The 15,948-nt window shown below is 72.2% G+C and carries 19 protein-coding genes and 1 pseudogene; 6 read left to right on the top strand and 14 right to left on the bottom strand.

What is annotated here, in order from left to right; genetic code table 11:
• Positions 1 to 135: 135 nt before the first annotated feature.
• Together ACH4TG_RS40660 and ACH4TG_RS40655 are read right to left on the bottom strand one after the other, a co-directional pair.
• On the bottom strand, positions 136 to 549 hold the full coding sequence (locus tag ACH4TG_RS40660) for a hypothetical protein (protein WP_398248312.1): 414 nt from the start codon (positions 547 to 549) through the stop codon (positions 136 to 138).
• A 275-nt stretch (positions 550 to 824) separates the two neighbouring features.
• Complete coding sequence (locus ACH4TG_RS40655) at positions 825 to 1,493, bottom strand: hypothetical protein (RefSeq protein WP_398248310.1); 669 nt, start codon at positions 1,491 to 1,493, stop codon at positions 825 to 827.
• Positions 1,494 to 1,793: 300 nt separating this feature from the next.
• Between ACH4TG_RS40655 and ACH4TG_RS40650 the strand changes: the two genes are divergently transcribed.
• Positions 1,794 to 2,558: a YqjF family protein gene (locus ACH4TG_RS40650; RefSeq protein WP_398248308.1), complete on the top strand. Its 765-nt coding sequence runs from the start codon at positions 1,794 to 1,796 to the stop codon at positions 2,556 to 2,558.
• A 172-nt stretch (positions 2,559 to 2,730) separates the two neighbouring features.
• Here ACH4TG_RS40650 and ACH4TG_RS40645 read toward each other — a convergent pair whose 3' ends face one another.
• The 4 genes from ACH4TG_RS40645 to ACH4TG_RS40630 all read right to left on the bottom strand — a co-directional run bounded on the left by ACH4TG_RS40645 (position 2,731) and on the right by ACH4TG_RS40630 (position 5,461).
• Positions 2,731 to 3,018, bottom strand: coding sequence for a hypothetical protein (locus ACH4TG_RS40645; protein ID WP_398248306.1), 288 nt, complete (start codon positions 3,016 to 3,018; stop codon positions 2,731 to 2,733).
• A gap of 113 nt (positions 3,019 to 3,131) precedes the next feature.
• The gene (locus ACH4TG_RS40640) at positions 3,132 to 4,529 is read right to left on the bottom strand and encodes an FtsW/RodA/SpoVE family cell cycle protein (protein ID WP_398248304.1); all 1,398 of its coding nucleotides are present in this window, start codon (positions 4,527 to 4,529) and stop codon (positions 3,132 to 3,134) included.
• An 89-nt stretch (positions 4,530 to 4,618) separates the two neighbouring features.
• A complete protein-coding gene (locus ACH4TG_RS40635) occupies positions 4,619 to 4,792 on the bottom strand; it encodes a hypothetical protein (protein ID WP_398248303.1) in 174 nt (57 codons plus the stop codon).
• Between the two features lie 69 nt (positions 4,793 to 4,861).
• A complete protein-coding gene (locus ACH4TG_RS40630; RefSeq protein WP_398248301.1) occupies positions 4,862 to 5,461 on the bottom strand; it encodes a GNAT family N-acetyltransferase in 600 nt (199 codons plus the stop codon).
• A 357-nt stretch (positions 5,462 to 5,818) separates the two neighbouring features.
• Between ACH4TG_RS40630 and ACH4TG_RS40625 the strand changes: the two genes are divergently transcribed.
• Positions 5,819 to 7,900, top strand: coding sequence for an MMPL family transporter (locus ACH4TG_RS40625; RefSeq protein ID WP_398248299.1), 2,082 nt, complete (start codon positions 5,819 to 5,821; stop codon positions 7,898 to 7,900).
• Between the two features lie 156 nt (positions 7,901 to 8,056).
• Here ACH4TG_RS40625 and ACH4TG_RS40620 read toward each other — a convergent pair whose 3' ends face one another.
• From ACH4TG_RS40620 to ACH4TG_RS40600, 5 genes and pseudogenes are all read right to left on the bottom strand, one after another.
• Positions 8,057 to 8,791 carry a phosphotransferase family protein gene (locus ACH4TG_RS40620; RefSeq protein WP_398248297.1) on the bottom strand — a complete coding sequence of 245 codons (735 nt, stop codon included), beginning with the start codon at positions 8,789 to 8,791 and terminating at the stop codon, positions 8,057 to 8,059.
• A 194-nt stretch (positions 8,792 to 8,985) separates the two neighbouring features.
• Positions 8,986 to 9,306 carry a hypothetical protein gene (locus ACH4TG_RS40615; protein ID WP_398248295.1) on the bottom strand — a complete coding sequence of 107 codons (321 nt, stop codon included), beginning with the start codon at positions 9,304 to 9,306 and terminating at the stop codon, positions 8,986 to 8,988.
• 490 nt (positions 9,307 to 9,796) lie between these two features.
• Positions 9,797 to 10,204, bottom strand: coding sequence for a PIN domain-containing protein (locus ACH4TG_RS40610; protein WP_398248293.1), 408 nt, complete (start codon positions 10,202 to 10,204; stop codon positions 9,797 to 9,799).
• Positions 10,201 to 10,473 carry a type II toxin-antitoxin system VapB family antitoxin gene (locus ACH4TG_RS40605; protein WP_398248291.1) on the bottom strand — a complete coding sequence of 91 codons (273 nt, stop codon included), beginning with the start codon at positions 10,471 to 10,473 and terminating at the stop codon, positions 10,201 to 10,203. The genes ACH4TG_RS40610 and ACH4TG_RS40605 overlap by 4 nt, the downstream gene beginning before the upstream one ends.
• Before the next feature lie 80 nt (positions 10,474 to 10,553).
• Positions 10,554 to 10,652 (bottom strand): annotated as a pseudogene (locus ACH4TG_RS40600) (RNA polymerase sigma factor SigF); the annotation flags it as partial.
• 128 nt (positions 10,653 to 10,780) lie between these two features.
• Here ACH4TG_RS40600 and ACH4TG_RS40595 point away from each other — a divergent pair.
• From ACH4TG_RS40595 to ACH4TG_RS40580, 4 genes are all read left to right on the top strand, one after another.
• Positions 10,781 to 11,323 (top strand): ArsR/SmtB family transcription factor, encoded by a 543-nt coding sequence (locus ACH4TG_RS40595; RefSeq protein WP_398248289.1) that lies wholly within the window; start codon positions 10,781 to 10,783, stop codon positions 11,321 to 11,323.
• Entirely contained in the window at positions 11,320 to 12,615 is a 1,296-nt protein-coding gene (locus tag ACH4TG_RS40590) for an MFS transporter (RefSeq protein WP_398248287.1), read from the top strand. Before ACH4TG_RS40595 ends, ACH4TG_RS40590 begins: the two co-directional genes overlap by 4 nt.
• Positions 12,616 to 12,927: 312 nt before the next feature.
• Entirely contained in the window at positions 12,928 to 13,359 is a 432-nt protein-coding gene (locus ACH4TG_RS40585; RefSeq protein ID WP_398248286.1) for an NUDIX domain-containing protein, read from the top strand.
• A gap of 37 nt (positions 13,360 to 13,396) precedes the next feature.
• The gene (locus ACH4TG_RS40580; protein ID WP_398248284.1) at positions 13,397 to 13,795 is read left to right on the top strand and encodes a nuclear transport factor 2 family protein; all 399 of its coding nucleotides are present in this window, start codon (positions 13,397 to 13,399) and stop codon (positions 13,793 to 13,795) included.
• Positions 13,796 to 13,983: 188 nt separating this feature from the next.
• On the opposite strand, the gene ACH4TG_RS40575 is transcribed toward ACH4TG_RS40580, so the two are convergent.
• The 3 genes from ACH4TG_RS40575 to ACH4TG_RS40565 all read right to left on the bottom strand — a co-directional run.
• Positions 13,984 to 14,376 (bottom strand): CHAP domain-containing protein, encoded by a 393-nt coding sequence (locus ACH4TG_RS40575; protein WP_398248282.1) that lies wholly within the window; start codon positions 14,374 to 14,376, stop codon positions 13,984 to 13,986.
• A gap of 99 nt (positions 14,377 to 14,475) precedes the next feature.
• Positions 14,476 to 15,546, bottom strand: a complete 1,071-nt coding sequence (locus ACH4TG_RS40570) for a helix-turn-helix domain-containing protein (protein WP_398248281.1) — start codon at positions 15,544 to 15,546, stop codon at positions 14,476 to 14,478.
• Between the two features lie 251 nt (positions 15,547 to 15,797).
• Positions 15,798 to 15,948 (bottom strand): transposase (locus ACH4TG_RS40565; protein WP_398248315.1); only part of this gene is annotated, 151 nt, incomplete at its 5' end.

The raw sequence follows: 15,948 nt of genomic DNA, 5'->3' as shown, positions 1-15,948 counted from the left end.
TCCGCCCCCGGCCGCCCCCCCGCGCCGGGGGGCGGGGGGGGGGGTGGCGCCCCCACACCGCGGGGGGGGGGGGGGGGGGGGGGGCCCCCGGGGGGGGGGGGGGGCGGGGGGGGGGGGGCCCCGCCCCACGGCGGGCTACCAGGTGGCGGTGCAGTCCTGCCCGTTCGTGGTGTAGCGGTAGCAGGCGAACAGCTGCACCCTGGACTCGTTGGTGTACGCGTAGCGCTTGCCCTCGGTGGCCAGGTAGCGGGTCTTGTCGCTGGTCCACAGCACGACGAAGACCTGCACGTTCTTGCTGGCCGAGGTGAAGCCGTAGTGGCCGTGGTACTTGCCGTTGGACTTCTTGTACCAGGACTTCCACACGGTCGCGGTGCGCCTGCCGTCCGGCAGCCACAGCGTGGTGGAACTGCTGGTCATCGGATGGACGGCCGCCTGCGGTGCCGCGCCCGGGGTGCTTGCCTGCGCGACCCCCAGGCCGGGGGCGGTCAACGCGGCCACGGCAGCGAGGACGGCGACCCCGCGGGCGCAGCGCCTGATCGACTGGTTCATGTGCGTGTCTCCTTGCACGTGCGCCCAGGCCGCACGGGGTGCGTGGTTCGGTCCCCGTTCCCGGGCGCCCGGGCCTTTTCCGGCGGCGGCGACGCGCGGTCGGCGCCCGCCGGCTTGCCTGACCGAGCGTGCACGGCGGGCGGCACCGGCTGCCAGGCACGCCGCGGCATTGACGCAAGCCGGGGACGTCCCACCCGCTGACCTGCAAGGACAGTGCCGTAGACGGACACGCGGCCGGGACGCGCCGCGGGACCGGCCTCGTCGGGCCGTGCGCGTCAGCGGGACAGCGCGGACATCAGACTGCGGATCGCCGCGACGAGGGCCGGGCGGCGGCTGCTCAGCTCGGGCGGCTTCTGCGGGTAGCCGTCGGAGTCCGGGGGTATCCCCTCCGGGCCGCTCCACTGCTGATCGACGTTGACGGCGATGGTGAGGACCGCGCCGCCGTGCAGGACGGTCAGCGTCTCCTCACCGGCGCTGTCGCCGGTCAGGAGATAGGCCTGGTCCCCGAGGCCGGGAACGGGCACGGAGGTTTTCGCTGAGGACATCGCGACGCGGGACGTCGGGTCGAGGACGACGCCTGAGGGCGCTCGCCCCGGGCCGTGGGGGCCGTTGAGGTCGTCGAACTCGTCAGCGGGGTCGGTCTTCTTGTGCAGCTGCACGGTGACGAAGGCGTTGTACGAGGTGGTCCAGTGGGTGGCGGCGGTGCTTTGCGCGGTGAGGGTGCACTCGGCGAGGTCGAGGACCGGGCTGGTGCGCGTGACGGCCGGGGACGCGTCGAAGTGGCTCGTGCCGAAGGAGTCGGTCAGTGGCTTGAGGGTGAAGCCGCTGCAGGGGCTGCCGGACAGCCGGTAGTGGTGCAGGTCGGGAGGGGACGTCTGCCCGTATCCGGACAGGTTCAGGGCCAGCGCCCATGCCGCCGAGGTCGCCACGACCGTGGTGAACACCCATGTCCACGGCCGCGTTCGGGACCCCGGCGAACCCTGGGCATCGGAGTCCAGCGTGTCCGCGGGTGCGCCAGGCAGCCACGGGCCGTCCCGGTCCCCTTCGTCCTCGGACTGCGGCTCACCGATCACTGTGCCTTCATCCCCCCTGATGCCGGCTGAGTCTGCCCGGGAGCCTACGCGAGGCCCGGCCGGGGGAGGAGCCCCCGCGGCGCCCTGGTCCACCCCTGTTCGAGGCGCCGCCGGGTGTGCGGCCACGGTCCCGCCACGTGCGGGCAAGCGGAGGCCTGTCACGCTGATGCGATGCCGCCCGCCGCTGCCCCCGCGGAGCCGATCACGCCCGATCCGGTGCGCGAGGTGCCCCGCACGCTGCTCACCCAGTCCTGGCTGGACCTGTCGTTCCTGCACTGGGCCGCCGACCCGGCCGACGTGGCGCCGCTGCTGCCGCCCGGCACCGTGCCGGACACCTTCGACGGGCTGACCTACGTCGGGCTGGTGGCGTTCCGGATGTACCGGGTGGGCTGGTTCAAGGTGCCGGGCATCCCGTACCTCGGCACCTTTCCCGAGACCAACGTGCGGCTGTACTCCGTCGACCGGCACGGGCGGCGCGGGGTGGTGTTCCGCTCGCTGGAGGCATCAAGGCTGCTGCCGGTGGCCGCCGGGCGCGGCGCGTTCCGGCTGCCCTACATGTGGGCGCGGATGGCGATCCGCCGCGACAAGGACACCCTCACCTACACCAGCCGGCGGCGCTGGCCGGGGCCGCGCGGGACCAGGACCCGGATCGCGGTGCGCATCGGTGAGCCGATCGGTGAGCCGACCGCGCTCGAGCACTTCCTGACCGCCCGGTGGGGCATGCACAACGCGTTCTTCGGCCAGCCGGTGTTCCTGCCCAACACCCACCCGCGCTGGCCGCTGCACCGTGCCGAACTGCTGTCCCTCGATGACGAGTTGGTGCCCGCGGCCGGCCTGCCGCCGCTGACGGGGGAGCCGGTGAGCGTGCTGTACTCCCCGGGCGTCCCGGTCCGCCTCGGCCGCCCCGCCCGCCCGGCAGGCCTGCCCACCCCCTGACCCCGCACCGCTGGTGACTGCGCTCGACGGTGGAATCGACACCGACCGGCGACAGGTTCCGCCTTTGCCGTACTCGCCGACAGGCAGGTACGGCCCGGCGAACTCCCTTCCGCCGTTGGCCAGCTGCCCTACCGTCATGCAGGAAGATCTCTGCTCCCGAGCCGAAGTGGGTTCAGCCGAGACCACGATGCGCGGCCCACATTCCGCTGGCTCGGCTGGCGGCTTCGGAGACCAGGGCCGCCAGTTCGGGTGTGTCGGGTACCGGGAACGAGACGTACGCGCCCCGGCCGCCACCGACTGGGCGGCCGTAGGCCTTTACGGCGAGGTGACCGTCCGGGAGAAGCCGCACGTTCAGTGTGGTCAGCGTGAACACTTCACCGCGTCGAGTGTCCGTCCAGCGGTGCGCCGGTGGAATCGTGACATTGATCGCCAGAGCACTCACTTCCAGGTCGCTGCACATGCGCGGATGATCTCACGCGAGTCGCCGCAGGCGGCCTGGTCACGACCCGGGGCACCTGCTCGTGGACCCCGAGCAGCACACGGTGGAGACCGGGGATCCGGCCCCGGGCTGGGTCAGCCGGTGGGTGCGGGGCGGCGGGCGGTGTCGCTGATGCGGATCAGGATGCCGATCAGGGCCCAGTTGGCGATGACGGAGGACCCGCCGTAGGCGATGAACGGCATCGTCATGCCGGTCAGCGGGATGAGGCCGGTGACGCCGCCGGCGACCACGAACACCTGGAGCCCGAACGCGGCCGACAGGCCGCCGGCGAGGAGTTTGCCGAACGGGTCGCGGGTGGCCAGCGCGGTCCGCATGCCGCGCTGCACGATCAGCCCGTACAGCAGCAGGATCGCCATGAGGCCGGCCAGGCCGAGTTCCTCGCCGAGGGTGGCCAGGACGAAGTCGGAGTTCGCGGCGAAGCCGATCAGGTCGGAGTTGCCCTGCCCGAGGCCGGTGCCGACGATCCCGCCCGAACCCAGCGCCCACAGTGCCTGCATGGACTGCTCGGAGTGCCCGGCAAGGCCCTGCCGGCTTTTCAGGTACTCGCCCATCGGGTGCAGCCACGCCTGCACGCGCTGCTGGACGTGCGGTTCGAAGGACGTCACCCCGACCGCGCCGGCGGCCGACATCAGCAGGCCGAAGACGATCCAGCTGGTGCGTTCGGTGGCCGTGTAGAGCATGGCGACGAACATGCCGAAGAACAGCAGCGAGGTGCCCAGGTCGGTCTCGAAGACCAGGATGAGGATGGACATCGCCCACACGGTCAGGATCGGCCCGAGGTCCCGGCCGCGCGGCAGGGCCACCCCGAGGACGCGGCGGCCGGCCAGGGCCAGGGCGTCGCGTTTGACCATCAGGTAGCCGGCGAAGAACACCGCGATGACGATCTTCGCGAACTCGGCGGGCTGGATGGTGAATCCGGCGACCGAGATCCAGATCCGCGCGCCGAACACGTTCAGCCCCAGCCCGGGCACGAGCGGCAGCAGCAGCAACACCAGCGAGGCGGCCATCGAGATGTAGGTGTAGCGCTGCAGCACGCGGTGGTCCTTCAGGAACGCGACCACGATCGCGAACAGCGCCAACCCCATGGCTGAGTACAGCAGTTGGCGGGGTGCGGCCTCGACGAAGGTGGGGCTCGCCCGAAGTCGCCTGGACTGGTCCAGGCGCCAGATGACCACCAGGCCGATGCCGTTGAGGAGCGTGGCCAGCGGCAGCAGCAGCGGATCCGCGAAGGGGGCGAAGCGGCGCACGACCAGGTGACCGGCAAGGGCCAGCACCCCGAGCCCGGCGCCGTAGGCCAGCAGCCCGGGCGGGAGCCGGCCGTCGACGGCCACCCCGACGTTGGCGTAGGCGAACACCGGGATCGCCACGGCGAACACCAGCAGGAACAGCCCCCTCCCGCGCCCAGCGCCCGGCCCGACCACCACCGTGGCCGTGTACCCGGCCCGCCCCCGCTCACCGACGGCCCCGCTCATGGCCCGCGCCCCCCTGTTCTGACGTCGGCAGCGCGTCCGCTGCCCTCCAACTGCCCCTGCCCCCGGCCTTGTTCCGCGACAGATGCGGGCTAATCGCAGTCCGGTCCCGGGTGTGCGGTCGCGGTCGACCAGCAGCCGCCCTCGCCCCCGGGCGGCTCGTCAAGAGCCCGTGCGATGAGCACGCCGAGCACGGCGAGGACGAGCGCGGCCACGGCCAGCACGGCCAGCCGCTTCCATGATCTGCGCGCACCGGTTCCCGACATGACGACTCGCCCCCTTTCCCAGAGGGGACTTTCTGGACGTCGGATCGGTTCCGGTCCGTTGTGGATCAGTCAGGCCGGGTCGACGCTGCGGGTGACGACCCAGCGGTGCGGCGCGATCGGCCGGGTGCGGGTGAAGCCGTGGTTGTCGAAGACGGCCATCGGGCCGGTGTGCAGGAAGGAACCCGACACCGACCGGTCGTCGGTCTCCTCGGGGTAGCCCTCGACCGTTCCGCCGCCGCGGCGGGCGATCTCGGCCAGCGCCCCACCGAGCGCGGCATCGGCGACCCCGCGCCCGCGCATCCCCCTCGCGGTGAAGAAGCAGGTGATACGCCAGTCCGGCAGCGCCACCAGCCCCTTGTCGTACCTGCGCCTGCTCTTGATCTCCGGCAGTTCGGCGGGGGACCCGAACTGGCACCAGCCCACGCAGTCCTCGCCGTCGAAGACCAGCGCGGCATGGGCGCGGCCCTCACGTACGCGCTGCTCCTTGCCGGCGCGGTTCTGCTCCGCCGAGCGGCCCTTGCCGAGCTTGACGTGGAAGCCCATGCACCAGCAGCCGCCCCACACACCGTTGTGCGCCTGGACCAGCGACGCGAACGCGGGCCAGGTCGTCTCGTCCAGCGCCCGGACGCCGAGGGCGCCGGACGTCCCGCCTGCCGCCGCACCGCTCACGGACTCCTCCAGACGCCGACCCGGTAGTGGTCCCGGACCCGGCTTCGACGGTGAACCGGACATCGACCGATGATGGCGCACCACCCCATCGGCGACAACGCCGCACACCGGCGCGAGCACGGGCACGCGAAACCCTGAGCACCCGCACCTGGCCGGGCGCTGCCACCGGGCCCGTGGCCGCCGGGCACCCGGGAACAGGGGAACGCAAGGGTGCCCCGGACGCCCGCGCACCGGGTGCGGCGCGCCCCGACCCTGGTTAGCGTCGGTACGCGGCTGCGCCGTCAGGCTCGGCGGCGCCCGGACGCCAGGCGCGGCCGGGTCGCCGTATCCGCGCCGAGGGTTGGAGGACCGGCTGAGATGCTCAGCGCCCTCGCCAGGCTCGCCACCGGTCATCCGCGCAGGACGCTGCTGTGCGCGCTGGCGGCGTTCGTGCTCGCGGCGGTGCTCGGCGTTCCCGCGCTCGGCGCGCTCAACGCCGTCGACCCGTTCAGCGACCCCGCCTCGCCCAGTTCCCGGGCGCAGCAACTGGTCAAGCAGGCCACCGGCCGCGAGCAGAGCCCGGGGGCCGTCGCCTTGGTGAGTGCCCCGCCGGGTGCGCCGGTTCTCGCCGAGGTCGCCCGCACGATGGCGGGCGTGCCCGGAGTGGCCGCGGTGGCCTACCCGACCCCGGCGCATCACGCCGCGCTGGTCTCCACCGACGGCCGCTCCTCGCTGGTGACCGCGTGGCTGACCAGTACCGCCGACGTGAACTCGACCGTCCCGGACCTAGAGGCGGCGCTGCGCCACACACCGGGCGTGCTGCTCGGCGGCAGCGACGTCGCCGGAGTGCAGACCGGCAAGGTCGCCCAGCAGGACCTCGGGCGGGCCGAGGCGATCGCGTTCCCGGTCCTGGCGATCCTCGCCCTGCTGATCTTCCGCGGCCTGGCCGCGCTGCTGCCGATCGCCGCCGGCGCCACGGCGGTCGTGACCACTTTCCTGGTGCTGCGCCTGGTCAACTACGCCCTTCCGCTGTCGATCTTCGCCCTGAACCTGGTCATCGGCCTCGGACTGGGCCTGGCCGTCGACTACTCGCTCTTCCTGGTATGGCGCTTCCGCGAGGAACTCGCCGCTTCCCCCGACGCCGGGCAGGCGCTGCGGGTGACGCTGTCCACCACCGGGCGCACCGTCGTGTTCAGCGCGATCACCGTCGCGGCGGCGCTGGCGAGCCTGGCCGTCTTCCCCCAGCGGTTCCTGGTCTCCATGGGGATCGGCGGCGCGGCGGTGGCACTGATCTCCGCCGCCGCGGCGCTGCTCATCACCCCGTCGATGATGATGCTGCTGCGCCGGCGCATCGGCCGCGCCCGCCCGCTGTCGCAATCCGGGGCCTGGTACCGGCTCGCGCACGCGGTGATGCGCCGCCCGCTGCTGGTCGCACTCGTCACCAGCGCCGTGCTGCTGGTCGTCGCCTCCCCGGCGCTCGGCGTGCGCTGGAGCGGCATCGACGCGACCGTGCTGCCCACCAGCCAGAGCGCCCGCGTCGTCTCGGACCGGATCGCCGCCGACTTCCCGCCCGCCGACAGCACCGACCCCATCACCGTCGTGGCCCAGGCCCCCGACACCGCCGCACCCGCGCTCACCGCCTACGCCGCGCAGCTGGCACGGGTGCCCGGCATCGCCCACGCCGCCCCGCCGGTCCGCCTCGCGCCCGGGGTCTGGCAGATCGTGCTGACCAGCCCTACCGACCCGATCTCCGCCGCGGGTCAGCAGACCCTGTCCCGGGTACGCGCCACCCCGGCCCCCGCCCCGGTGCTCGTCGGCGGGCAGGCGGCGATCTTCGCCGACCAGAAGACCTCGATCGCGGCGCACGTGCCGCTCGCGCTCATCGTGCTCGCCGCGGTCACGCTGTTCGTGCTGTGGCTGATGACGGCCTCGGTGATCCTCCCCGTCAAGACCCTGCTGATGAACGCCCTCACCGCGGCGTGCGCCACGGGCGTCCTGGTGTTCGTCTTCCAGCACGGCCGGCTGACGGGCCCGCTGCACTACACCAGCCAGGGCGGCATCGAGGAGACCGACTTCCTGATCCTCGCCGCCCTGGCCTTCGCCCTGTCCACCGACTACGGCGTCTTCCTCCTCGCCCGCATCCGCGAGTCCCGCGGCCCGGGCATCCCCGAACGCGAGGCGATCGCGATCGGCATGCAGCGCACCGGCCGGCTGGTGACCGCCGCGGCGATCCTGCTGGCCGTGGCCGTCGGCGCCTTCGCCATCTCCACCCTGGCGTTCCTGAAGGAGCTCGGCGTCGGGGTGGCCGTCGCCGTCCTGATCGACGCCTTCGTCGTCCGCACCCTCCTGGTCCCCTCCCTGATGGCCCTGCTCGGCCGCTGGAACTGGTGGCAGCCCCCCTGGCTCGAACGCCTCCACCACCGCGTCGCCGTCTTCGACAAACCCGGCGACGGCTCCTGACGCGAGCCGGGGGCCCCGGCTCGCGCCCACCCCTGGGGCACTGCCCGCCGGCCCACCTGCGCTGGTGCGGGAACCGCGAGGCGCGCCGCCCGCTGGGGACGGCGGACGCCGCCCGAAGACGCCCGCAACGGCGTTGCCGTCATGCGGCGTTGAGTTCTACAGGAACGCGGTCAGTTCCTGATGCCGCGCGGCCGTCCAGTCCCGCGCGGCGCGTACCTGCTGAGGAATGCCCAGCCGGCACAGGTCGACCATGGCGGGATCGCCGCCCGCTGCGCCCTTCTCGATGCCCTGCCGGCAGCGGTCCTGCCACCACAGCACGGTTGCCACCAGGTCCGCGCGGTCCTTGCCGGCCAGCCCGTAGGCGTCCGCCACGGCTCGCATCCGCAGTCCGGCCCAGCCCGCTTCGCGGCCGGGGCCCAGCCGCAGGAACTGCCAGCACAGGTGGGCCACGTCGTGGACCCGGCGGCCGGGTGCCGCCAGGTCCCAGTCGATGAGCGCGACCGGGCGCAGCAGGTGCGCCTCGTCGCGGTAGACGGTGTTCCGGTACGACAGGTCGTTGTGGCACACGACCTCTGCGTCGCCGGCCAGCCGGTGGCCGGCGGTGAGATCGTGTGCGGCGCGCACCAGACGGGCCAGCGCCTCCAGGCTGCCGAATCCGGCGACGCGTTCGTCGTACTCCCACGGCACCAGGCCCGGGACGAAGGTGAACATGTCCCGCCCCCGCGCATCGGTGCCCAGGCAACGCGGCGCACCGTGCCAGCCCTGGTCGGCGAAAAGGCCGAGCAACTGCCGGACATAGGGGGAACGGGAGGTGGGGGTGCGGCGGACCGTGCCGTCGAGGAGGACGGTCGTGCCGATGAACCCGCCGCGAAGTTCCTGCTCTTGAGGCATGAGAGGGATTCCTTGCCGTGCTGGGGGAGAGGCGTCACCGGTGTTCGTGACGGACATCCCGTTCGCTGCTGGCGGCCCCTTACGGAAGGGCGACGTCGAAGTCCGGCCAGATCACGCGGGGTTGAGGCGGCCCGGTGCGGTCGGGTCGCCTCCGGCGGGCAGCGGCGCCGCGCGTGGATCCCCGCGGTGCCGCGTCAGTAGCGCGTCCCGGGCTGGCGCCCGGACGAGCGGTTAGCGGCCTCCGCCGCGGCCGCTTGGGCCGCCAGGCGCTCGGCCGTCCGTGCGGCGATGACGTCCTGCGTCGCGTCGATCTCCGCCGCCACTTTCGGGTCACGCCTCTTCCACCAGATGTAGGCGGACACCAGGAGGGTGACGGAGATGAGGAATCCTCCGTACCGGAACGTGGAAGCCCAGGAGTTGCCCCACGCGCGCCAGAGCACCAGCAGGAAGACGTCGAATGCCAGGGCTTTGAGCAGCTTTTGGCCGGATCCGAATGCGTTGCGTCTGTCAGACATGGCCGGGATCCTAAAGCCCGCTCGCCGGCGCCCGGTAGTCCTTCCGCGAAGGCCGACGACGGTGCCTTCCGCCCGCCGCCCTACGCGACGAAAGAGGCATCTGCGGCGCCTCCTGGATCGCTTCTGATCGTCCACTCCGTGTCCCGGGACCCCACCGGCGGGGCCTGACCGGGTTCGATCTCCAGGCCCGGTCGCCGATCGCGAACCGGCCCCGGGCCTGCTGTTCGACGACCTGCCGCAACTCGCCGCCTCGCCGGCCACCGCGGCGAGGACAGTCCCGTCAACGTCACCGACTTCCCCGATCAGTTCGCGAACATCGCCACCAAGTGCGTGTCGGGCGCACCGGGTTTCGCGCGTTCGTCACCACCCGCGAAGCCGCGCCGCCCCCACCTGCTAGGGCTGACCGGGTAGCAGCCAGGTCCTTCTGAGCCGGGGTGAATGCCCGTTCCCGCTTAGCTGGGCAGGTTTCGGGAGTGACGGCGGCGAGGCGTCAGCGCCGTACGTCATGCTGGTCTATCTCGTCCAGGACGCGGGCGAGGGTGGGGAAGTCGTCGTCCCGGTGCAGGATGGTCAGGCCGTGGCGCGCGGCCGTCGCGCAGACAACGAGGTCGACCACGCCGACTGCGCGGTGCTGGGCGGTCTGTGTCAGCTTGTACTGTGCGCGGTCCACCCAGCGCCATACGTCCTTGGGGATGTGTACTGTGCCGAACAGGTCGTTCAGGTCGGCCTCCAGCGCGTCGCGGTCGCCCGGTCCGGTAGCGCTGAGAAGGATCTCTGCCCGGGTGGCCTCGCACATGCCGATCGCCCCGGTCTCGATCTCGGCGTCCCAGCGGCGCAGGTCGGCCGGATCGGTGGCCAGGTGGACGTAGGCGCTGGTGTCGATCAGGTACGCGATCACTCGGCCGTCTCGTCGGCCTCGGCGCGCTGCGCGGACTTACGTGCCTCCCACAGGCGCCGTGTGGGTTCGAAGTCGCCGCGTGCTCCGCGTTCGGCCAGTCGCTCGGCGGCCTGGCGGCGCTTGTAGCGCTTGACGACCTCGGCGAGGGCGGCGTTGATCGTGTCCTTCTTGGTGGTGGTGCCAAGGAGTGCGGCGGCCTCGGCGAGGGTCTGGTCGTCCAGGTCGACGTTGGTCACGCTCACGATGACCACTCCTTCCATGTGTGCCATGTGGGAAGGATGCCCACATGGCACACGCGATAGCGGATTCTTGGCCGGTGGCACCGCGGTCGAGGGGTGAGCATCCTCGGCTACTCCTCGATCAGCAACTGCTCGCGGGGCTGGGTCGGGGTGCGCGCCAGCAGACGGGAGGCATCCATCCGGGAGATGCCGACCTCCTGCGCGATCTGCGGCGCCGGCGTACTCCTCGGTGTGGGTGGAGGGATTCGGCAGAAGGTCGCGCGCGCCACCAGCAGATCCCGGCAGTCCGTGCGGAACCCCCTTGCGCAATGGTCAAGAATCGTTGACCATTGCTGGCGTGTCTACCGACGATCTTCCCGAGACGTTCCACGTCACCACTGACGAGCAGCTGCGCGCCGTCTCCAACCTGACGCGTCACCGGATCATGGCCGTGCTCCGCTTCGAGCCCGCGACGATCACGCAGATCGCCGAGCGGGTCGGTCTGGCGAAGGGGTCCTCCAGCTACCACGTGCGGCTGCTGGAGCGGGCCGGCCTGGTGAAGGTGGTACGGACACGGAAGGTGCGGGGGGTCACCGAGCGGTACTACGCGATGGCCGCGCGGTCGATCGAGCTGCCGGACCCGGGCGAGGGAGGACCGGACGTGCTGATGCGGCACGCGGTGGCCGACCTGGAGGCGTCGCCGGCGGACGGCGAGCGGCACGTGCGCATGGCTCATCTGCGGCTCACCGACGAGCAGTTCGCACAACTGGCCGCGCGACTGCAGGCACTGGCGGACGAGTACCGGCAGCTGTCCGACCCGTCGCTGCCGGACGCCTCACTCGTCTTCGCCCTGTTCCACCCGGCAACACGGTCCGAGCAGGCCGAAGGAGACGCCAAGTGACCTCGGACAGACGGGAACTGCCCACCGGGTTCGGGCGGCTGTGGACCGCGCAGACGATCTCCTCCCTCGGTGACGGGGTCACCCAGGCCGCGCTGCCGCTGATCGCGCTGACGCTGACGCGGGATCCGATGGCGCTCGCCGTCGTCACGGCCGCCGGGACGCTGCCGTGGCTGCTGTTCGGGGTGCTCGGCGGCGCGCTGGTGGACCGCTGGGACCGCCGGCGCACGATGTGGATCGCCGACACCGCACGTGCGGTGCTGCTCGCGATACCCGCGGCGGCGGCCGCCCTCGACGCCCTGAGTATTCCGCTGCTCGCCGCCGTCGCCTTCCTGCTCGGCCTCGGCGGACTCTTCTTCGACACGGCCGCCACGGCCTACCTGCCGGACCTCCTCGGCCGCGACCCCGCACTCCTGGAGAGCGCCAACTCCCGCCTGCGCGGCGCCCAGACCGCCATGTCCGGCTTCGTCGGGCCGCCCGCGGGCAGTGCCCTGCTCGCCCTCGGACGGGCAGTTCCCCTGCTCACCGACGCGATGTCGTTCATGCTCTCCGCACTGCTCGTCCGCACGCTGCCCGCCCTGCCCCGGCCCGCGCCGCAGGCCCACGAGTCGCTGCTCGGGCAGGCGCGGGCCGGCGCCGCCTACGTCTTCCGGGACCGGGTACTGCTCGGGCTCGCGCTGCGCCCGGCGGTCGGGAACATCTCCTTCCTCGCCGTGGAGACCGTCCTCGCCCTCTTCGCGCACGACCGCCTCGGCATCGACACCTACGGCTTCGGCCTGCTCCTCACCGCGGAGGCCACCGGCGGCCTGCTCGGCGCCGGCATCGCCTCCCGCCTCGGCCGGCGATTGGGCACCGGCACCGCACTGACCTGCACGGCCGCCGTCGAAGGACTGGCCATCCTGGGCCTGGCCGCTGCCCCCAACCCCTACGCGGCCGGGCTCGCGCTCGCCGTCTGCGGGGCCGCGATGGGCGCCACGATGGTCCTCGCACCCTCCCTCCGGCAGACGATCGTCCCGGCCCACCTCATGGGCCGGGTCGCCTCCACCTCCCGCATGCTGGCCATGTGCGCCGCCCCCGTCGGGGCGTTCCTCGGCGGCTGGCTGGCCACCGCCTACGACATCCGCACCCCGCTCTACGCCGCCGCCGGCCTCCTCCTGGCCATGACGGCCGTCACCGCATCCATGACCAGCAACCGCCGGGTCGAAGCGGCCCTGCGCGCCGCCGCCCCGGCCGGCGCCCCGGACCACCCGGCACCCGGGGATCCCGTCGAGGAGAACGCACTCGACCTGGTGTGACGCCCTGCCTTCGAGGGCGTCGCACCAGGGCCGAGCGGCAGACCACCGCGGGGCTACCAGGGGAGGTTGCCGTGCCGGTCGATGAACCGCCAGATCGGGGTCGTCCGGGCCGGTCGTTGCCGGCGCCACCAGGGACTGGGAACCGGGCGCCGAACGACGCGGCGGCGGCCCGGCCGCGAATCGGGGTCACCGGCGCCGACGACGACGTGCCTTCACGGGACGGCCGCCCGCCACGCCACGAACGCCGGACAGCGCCCCCAGCAGTGAGCACCCGACAACCACGCGAGCGGCGAAGCCTCTTACGATGGCGTCGTGTCGGTTACGGGTGTGGTCACGGTGAGCGCGGTGGTTCTGCGCGACGGGTCGGGGGCGTTGCTGACGGTACGCAAGGCCGGCACCGACCGGTTCATGCTTCCCGGTGGCAAGCCCGAGCCGGGGGAGAGTCCGCGGGAGACCGCGATTCGCGAATGCCGCGAAGAACTCGGCGTCGACCTCGCCCCTGCAACCCTGCTGCACCTGGGCGCATTTCGGGCCGCCGCGGCGAACGAGCCGGGGCTCGACGTCGAGGCGCACATCTTCACACACCCCGCCCCGCCCGGCGTCGCGCCGTCAGCCGAGATCGCCGAACTGCGCTGGCTCGACCCGGATGCCCGCCCGCTGCCCGCCGATCTTGCACCCCTGCTCGCCGAACAGGTGCTGCCCGCGATCGCAACGTCCGCCGGCCGGGTACAGCCGAGCCGCTGACCACCGTGGTCGCGGGCCAAAAGACAAGGGAGTTCCCATGGGAACGGACGAGACGCCCCGGGAGGCCGGCCTGCGCCACGCGGAGCAGAGGCTGCAGGCCGCCGTACGGTCGGGTGACGTCGAGGCGCTGCGGCTGCTCCTGGACGACCGCGTCGTCTACACCGGACCCGACGGCAGCACCGTCACCAAGGACGAGGACCTGTCCGCGCACCGGTCGCGGGCACTGGCCGTCGAGGTCCTGGACCAGCAGGAGCTGCACGTGACCGTGGTGGGCGACACGGGGATCACCCGCGTGCTGGCCGCGCTCGCGGGCACCGCCGCCGGACAGCCCTTCGCGGCGCGCCTGCGCTACACCCGCACCTGGGTGCACACCGACGGCACCTGGCGCGTCCTCGCCGCCCACGCCAGCGCGCTCCCGGACCCCGGCGGGCGATGAGGGCCGACGGACGACGGCCGCGTACCAGGCATGCCTGGGCGCTTCGGACAGCCCGGCCGGGCAGCACATGGGCGGGCTGCCCGCGGTGACCTGGCGCCATGAACGTTAACGGCCGGGCCTGCGGGCCCGGCCGTTGCGTGTGCGGTGCTGCGTCGGGGCCGGCCGTCGGAGAGAGCCCCGGGGCGGGATCAGTGGTGGATGAACCAGCCCAGGACGCCGTTGTAGTGCGCGTGGGTCACGACGTGGGCCAGGCCGTGGTCACCGTTGTTCTGCTCCACGGCCTTGAACGTGTGGGCGTTGGCCGAGACGACGACCCCGGTGTGGCCGTAGCCTCCGCCCCAGCTCGAACCCCACACCATGATGGCGCCCGGCGGCGGGAAGTTGTCCGCCGCGTTCTTGACCTTCTTGTAGGACGAGGTGGGCGCGTTCGTGAAGGTGTCCTTGGCGTTGCCCTTGACGATCGGCCAGCCGTTCAGCTTCTCCCACAGGTGCGGGATGGCCGTGCACTGACCGCTGTCGGCGCCGTCGGTGTTGATCTTCTTCTGGTCTACCTGCTTGATGAAACTCGTGATGCTGTGCATCGACGATTTCCCCCTTGGCTGCGCGTGGACGAGTGAAGCGGGTTCCGAGCCGGCCCGCCCTCACCAAGGGCAGGCACAGCGCGGCCGCTCATCGGTCCCTCAGAGAACACCTGAGGTGCTGCGTCCATGGTTTCCGGGAAGGAACTCGCTGTCGTGAGCACTGCGCGCACTGTCGCCACGCAATGCGCGTACAGCCAGGGGGCCGAGTGCGCGGCGGCGGTGTTCGGTGGGGGTCGTGCCGTACGCGGCACGGAACGCCCGGGTGAAGTCCGCGGCGCGGACGAAGCCCCAGCGGGCGGCCACCTGGTGCACGGGGAGCGTGCGCAGGGCCGGGTCGGCGAGGTCCCGGTGCGTGCGCTCCAGGCGCTGCCGGCGGATCGAGGACGCTACCGGCTCGCCCTCGTCCTGGAAGAGGCGGTGCAGGTAGCGGACGGAGATGTGGTGCGCGGCGGCGACCGTGTGAGGCGTCAACTCCACCTCGTGCAGATGCTGTTGGATGAACGCTTTGATCTGCAGGACGAGGTTGCGCCGGCTGGTCTCGGGCGGCAGCGCACCGTCGAGGTCGAGGGAACGGGTGACGAGAGCGGACAGCAGGTCGACCGCCACCATGCCCAGCCGGGGCCCGTCCGCGGGCCGGTAGTCATCAGTGCCGGCTGCCAGTTGCCCGAGCAGCCGGGCGAGTAACTCGCCGAACCCGCCGTGCCATGACATCCGCAGGTCGGCCACCCGGTCGATCTGCCGCCGCGACAACGGCAGCAGGGCCTTGGGGACCTCCAACCCGACGCCCGAGTGCGGCAGGTGGCCGTTCCCGCCGTGCACGACGACGGGCCGTGAGCTGTCGACGACACACACCCGCTCCGGGCCGCAGGCGGCCTGCGTGCGGCCGCGGTCGGCGCACAGCACACCCTCAGTCACCAGCGAGACGTGCAGCGTCTCCGGGTCGGACCGCCGGATCAGCTTCGGCGTCCGCCGGAAGCACACCGGCTGGAACCTGGTCGGCCACACCGACACAGCGCCCAGATCCAGCACCCGTTGGGAGGCCAGGTAGTTCGTGCGGTGGTCGCTCACCAACTCCAACGGCGCGTGCGTCCGCCCGATCAGCTCCGACCAGAGATCGAAGCGATCGGCCGGCGGCACGTCCTCACTGCGGAAAACCGTCTCATTCAGCACGCCCATTCCCTCCCCCGTGGGCCGAACGGCCCGGACAACCCGCGTGTCCCGCCTCCGTCATCGGGACACCGGCCAGTACAGCAGCCGGTGTTACACAGGGAATAAACTCGTCACCGACATGAACGACCGCCGGGCTGCGCTACCGGGACTATTCGCAGTGCACCGGGCTTTAGCCCGGTGGTGAAGCGAATCTGAGAGCTGCTCTGACCTCAGCGGTGTGCGCGGATCCGCACTATTCACCTCAGCCCGGGTCAGAGCCGGTTCTGCTGCTCGATGTACTGCTTCACGATGCTGAGCGGCGCACCTCCGACGGATCCGGCGAAGTACGAGCCGGACCACAGGCGCTGCGCCCGCCAGTAGTGGCGGACGAGGTCAGGGAACTCCTGGCGCAGCCGCCGGGAA

The organism is Streptomyces sp. NPDC020917 (genome assembly GCF_044333795.1).
Lineage (GTDB): Bacteria > Actinomycetota > Actinomycetes > Streptomycetales > Streptomycetaceae > Actinacidiphila.
This window is presented reverse-complemented; position numbering and strand designations above follow the sequence as displayed.

Coding starts and splice junctions, on each gene's coding strand:
- ACH4TG_RS40605 (WP_398248291.1), bottom strand. CDS start 10,473: ATGGCACACATGGAAGGAGTGGTCATCGTGAGCGTGACCAACGTCGAC.
- ACH4TG_RS40660 (WP_398248312.1), bottom strand. CDS start 549: ATGAACCAGTCGATCAGGCGCTGCGCCCGCGGGGTCGCCGTCCTCGCT.
- ACH4TG_RS40640 (WP_398248304.1), bottom strand. CDS start 4,529: ATGAGCGGGGCCGTCGGTGAGCGGGGGCGGGCCGGGTACACGGCCACG.
- ACH4TG_RS40625 (WP_398248299.1), top strand. CDS start 5,819: ATGCTCAGCGCCCTCGCCAGGCTCGCCACCGGTCATCCGCGCAGGACG.
- ACH4TG_RS40575 (WP_398248282.1), bottom strand. CDS start 14,376: ATGCACAGCATCACGAGTTTCATCAAGCAGGTAGACCAGAAGAAGATC.
- ACH4TG_RS40635 (WP_398248303.1), bottom strand. CDS start 4,792: ATGTCGGGAACCGGTGCGCGCAGATCATGGAAGCGGCTGGCCGTGCTG.
- ACH4TG_RS40615 (WP_398248295.1), bottom strand. CDS start 9,306: ATGTCTGACAGACGCAACGCATTCGGATCCGGCCAAAAGCTGCTCAAA.
- ACH4TG_RS40580 (WP_398248284.1), top strand. CDS start 13,397: ATGGGAACGGACGAGACGCCCCGGGAGGCCGGCCTGCGCCACGCGGAG.
- ACH4TG_RS40620 (WP_398248297.1), bottom strand. CDS start 8,791: ATGCCTCAAGAGCAGGAACTTCGCGGCGGGTTCATCGGCACGACCGTC.
- ACH4TG_RS40645 (WP_398248306.1), bottom strand. CDS start 3,018: ATGTGCAGCGACCTGGAAGTGAGTGCTCTGGCGATCAATGTCACGATT.
- ACH4TG_RS40650 (WP_398248308.1), top strand. CDS start 1,794: ATGCCGCCCGCCGCTGCCCCCGCGGAGCCGATCACGCCCGATCCGGTG.